The organism is Amycolatopsis sp. SID8362 (genome assembly GCF_010550475.1).
GTDB classification, from domain to species: domain Bacteria; phylum Actinomycetota; class Actinomycetes; order Mycobacteriales; family Pseudonocardiaceae; genus Amycolatopsis; species Amycolatopsis eburnea.
The window spans coordinates 1-4,377 of sequence record NZ_JAAGNB010000047.1; the positions used below are offsets into that span (position 1 = coordinate 1).

Genomic DNA, 4,377 nt, shown 5'->3' on the forward strand with positions numbered 1-4,377 from the left:
TCGGCGTTTTCGGCGGCCATGCCGCCACCCGCCCACGGTCCCCACGCGATGGAAGCCGCCGCTTTGCCCGTCGCACGACGGCGCTGGGCCAGCGCGTCCAGCTCGGCGTTGGCGGCCGCGTAGTTCGCCTGCCCGGCCGCGCCGACCGCGCCGGCGAGCGAGGAGAACAGCACGAACGCGTCGAGGTCGCCGGTCAGTTCGTCGAGGACCCGGGCGCCGGACACCTTGGCGTGCAGGACTTCCGCGAACCGGTCACCGGTCAGGGTGTCGACGACGCCGTCGTCGAGCACGCCGGCCGCGTGCACCACCGCGGACACGGGGTGTTCGGCCAGCAGCGCCGCGACCGCGTCCCGGTCGGCGATGTCGCACGCGACGACCGTCATTCGCTCGTTGGTCGCCTCACCACCGCGGCGGCTCGCGAGGACGACGTGCTCGGCGCCGTGGCCGAGGAGCCAGTCGGCCACGTGCCCGCCGAGCGCCCCGGTCCCGCCGGTGACGAGCACCGTGCCCGACGGCGTCCACTGTGGACCACTGCTGGTGTCGCGGACGAGCCGGCGGGCGAAGACCCCGGCGGACCGTACGGCGACTTCGTCCTCGCCGCCGGCCGCGAGCACCGCGCACAGCCGCTCGCCGTCCTCGGGCCCGACGGTTTCGGGCAGGTCCACCAGGCCGCCCCAGCGGCTCGGGTGTTCCATCGCGACCGTCCGGCCGAAGCCCCAGAACTGCGCCTGGGCCGGGTTCGCGACCGGCTCGCTGTCCACCGTCACGACCGCGCCGCGGGTGGCGCACCACAGCGGCGCGGTGACACCCGCGTCGCCGAGACCCTGCACCAGCGCGAGGGTCTGCGGGAGCCCGCCCGCCACGGCCGAGCCCGGCGTGCCGGCCGCGAAGGCCAGCAACGAAAGCGCGCCGGCCGGTGTGGAGCCTTCTTCCGCCAGCTTGGCTTCGACCAGCTTGGCGACGGTGATGCGGTCGGCGTCCTCGGGAACCCGGACGACCAGCGGCCGCGCCCCCGACGTCGCGAAGGCACCCGCCACCGCCGTCACCGCGCCGGGGTCGTCGAGGGTTTCCGGCAGGACGAACAGCCAGTCGCCCGAGACGGCGGCCCCGGTCTCACGCAGCTTCCGCCAGACGACGCGGTAGCGCCAGGCGTCGGACGGCGCGCCGGTCCGGCTTTCCCGTCGCCAGCCGGACAACGCGGGAAGGGCGGTGCCGATGGCCGCGCGCTGGTCGCCGTCGAGGCCGAGCAACGAGCCGAGCGAGTCGAGGTCCTCGCCCTCGACGGCCCGCCAGAACTCCGAGTCCGCTTCGGACACCGGCGCCGCGGGCTCGGGCCAGAAGCGCTGCCGCTGGAACGGATAGGTGGGCAGGTCGACCGCGGGCGCCGGCGGGTAGAACGCGGCCCAGTCGACGTCCACGCCGTTGACGTGAACAGTGCTCAACGCGGTGAGCAGTGCTCTCTCTTCGGAGCGGTCTCGTCGTAGAGCACTGCTCACGATTCCGCCGTCGATCATCGCACTGAGCACCGCATCCGGACCCAGCTCCAGGAATACGCCGACACCCTCGGCCTGCAGCGTGGCGATGCCGTCGGCGAATCGGACCGCTTCCCGGACGTGGCGCACCCAGTAGTCGGCGGTGAACGGCTCGGCGAGAGCACCGCTCACATTCGAGATCACCGGTATCGTTGCGGGGCGGTGCTCCAGGGACTCGGCGACCGCGCGGAACTCGTCAAGCATGGGATCCATCAGCGGCGAGTGGAACGCGTGGCTGACGGTGAGGCGCTTGGTTTTCGGGAACTGGGCTGCGATCGCCAGGACCTCCGACTCGTCGCCGGAGATGACCACCGACTCGGGGCCGTTGACTGCAGCGATGGAGACGCCCTCGGTGAGGGTGATCGCGGACTCGGGGGCAGCGATCGAGACCATCGCGCCACCCGTGGGGAGGGCCTGCATCAGGGTCGCGCGGACGGCGACTAGGCGGCAGGCGTCTTCCAGGGAGAGGACGCCGGCTACGTGGGCGGCGGAGATTTCGCCGATTGAGTGGCCTGTTACGAAGTCTGGGCGAATGCCGAACGACTCGACCAGGCGGAAGAGGGCGACCTCGACGGCGAACAGCGCGGGCTGGGTGTAGCCCGTCTGATCGAGGCGGTCGCCGCCGTCGAAGACGATCTCGCGCAGGGAGGCGTCGAGCAGGCCGTCGAACTCGGCGCACACGGCGTCGAACGCGTCGGCGTACACCGGGAACCGGTCGTACAGCTCGCGGCCCATCCCGGAGCGCTGCGCGCCCTGGCCGGTGAAGAGGACGGCCAGGCGCCCGCCGGGTGTCGCGGTGCCGCGGACGGCGTTGTCCAGATCGGCCAGCCCGGCGAGGAGTTCGCCGGTGCCATCGCCGAGCACGACGGCCCGGTGGTCGAGGGCCGCGCGGCCGGTCGCCAGGGTGCGGCCGATCGCCGCCGCGGGAACGTCTTCGGTGATGGCCGCGCGGAGGCGGCGGGCCTGGTCGCGCAGGGCCTGCTCGTCGCGGGCGGACAGCGGCCAGAGCGTGAGTCCACTCGGGACACTCGCGACCGGATCGGGTTCGCCGGCTTCGAGGACCAGGTGGGCGTTGGTGCCGCTGACACCGAACGCCGACACCCCGGCGCGGCGGGCGCGGCCGGTCTCCGGCCACGGCGTCGGCTCGGTGAGCAGCTCGACGGCGCCCGCGGTCCAGTCCACATGGGACGATGGCGCGTCGACGTGCAGGGTTCGCGGGAGGACGCCGTGACTCATGGCCAGCACCATCTTGATGACCCCGGCGATCCCGGCGGCGGCCTGGGTGTGGCCGATGTTGGACTTCACCGAGCCCAGCCACAGCGGCGCTTCGCGCTCTTGACCGTATGTGGCCAGCAGCGCCTGGGCTTCGATCGGGTCACCCAAGGTGGTTCCGGTGCCGTGCGCCTCGACCGCGTCGACGTCCGCAGTGGACAGTCCCGCGTCGGCCAGCGCAGCGCGGATTACCCGCTGCTGCGACGGGCCGTTCGGCGCGGTCAGGCCGTTGGAAGCGCCGTCGGAGTTCACGGCGGAGCCGCGCACGATCGCGAGGACCCGGTGGCCGTTCCGGCGGGCGTCGGACAGCCGCTCCAGGAGCACCAGCCCGGCGCCCTCGCCCCAGCCGGTACCGTCCGCCGCCTCGGCGAACGCCTTGCAGCGGCCGTCGGAAGCGAGGCCGCGCTGGCGGCTGAACTCGACGAAGGTGGCCGGGGTCGACATCACCGTCGCGCCGCCGGCGAGAGCGAGATCGCATTCGCCGCGACGCAGGGCCTGCGCGGCGAGGTGGATGGCGACCAGCGAGGACGAGCACGCGGTGTCGACGGTGAGCGCCGGGCCCTCGAGCCCGAACGCGTAGGCCAGCCGCCCGGACACGACCGCGGCCGCGTTGCCGGTGCCGATGAACCCGCCGACCTCTTCGCCCGCCGTGCCGAGCAAGCCCGCGTAGTCCTGGCCGTTGGTGCCGGCGAACACCCCGGTTCGGCTGCCCCGCAGCGAATGCGGGTCGAGCCCGGCGCGTTCGAAGACCTCCCACGCGATCTCGAGCAGCAAGCGCTGCTGCGGGTCCATGGCGAGGGCTTCGCGCGGGGAGATCCCGAAGAAGGCCGCGTCGAACTCCGCCGCGGTGTCGAGGAAACCGCCGTCGCGGACGTAGCTGTGGCCGCTCTTGCCGTGCTCCGGGTCGTAGAGTGCGCCCAGGTCCCAGCCGCGGTCCTCGGGCAGGCCGGACATCGCGTCGACGCCGTCCGCGACGAGCCGCCAGAGGTCTTCCGGCGTCGCGACCGAGCCGGGGAACCGGCAGCCCATGGCGACGAGCGCGATCGGCTCGTCCGTGTCGGTACGCGTCGACGTCGTGTCCGCCGGTTCCGGCAGGCGGCCCAGGAGTTCGCGGTGCAGGTGCCGGGCCAGCGCGGCCGGAGTCGGGTGGTCGAAGACGAGGGTCGCGGGCAGGCTCAGCCCGGTCGCCGCGTCGAGGCGGTTGCGCAGCTCGACCGCCGTCAGCGAGGTGAACCCGCTTTCGGAGAACGCGCGCCCGGCGTCGACCGCGGTGGCGTCGGGATAACCCAGGACAGCCGCGACGTGCGTGCGGGTCAGGTCGAGGACCTTCCGGCCGCCGTCCTCTTCGGACAGTCCGGCGAGCAGGCCCGCGGGCTCCTCCGCCGCGGCTGCCGGGGTCTCGGCGGTTTCGGCGAACCCGGTGAACAGCGGCCGGGGCCGGACGGCCCGCAGCGCCGGGAGGTAGACGTCCCAGTCGAGGTCGGCCACCACCGCCACCGGCGCGTCCCCGGTGGCCTCGGCGGTGAGGGCGTCGAGCGCGAGGCCGGGCTCCAGGGCGCCGACACCCGCGGCA

General features: G+C 73.6%; 1 protein-coding gene. It reads right to left on the reverse strand.

Features of this window, described 5'->3' with window-relative positions:
• On the reverse strand, positions 1-4,377 hold a 4,377-nt coding region (locus G3I65_RS01405; RefSeq protein WP_160693966.1), incomplete at both ends, for a type I polyketide synthase.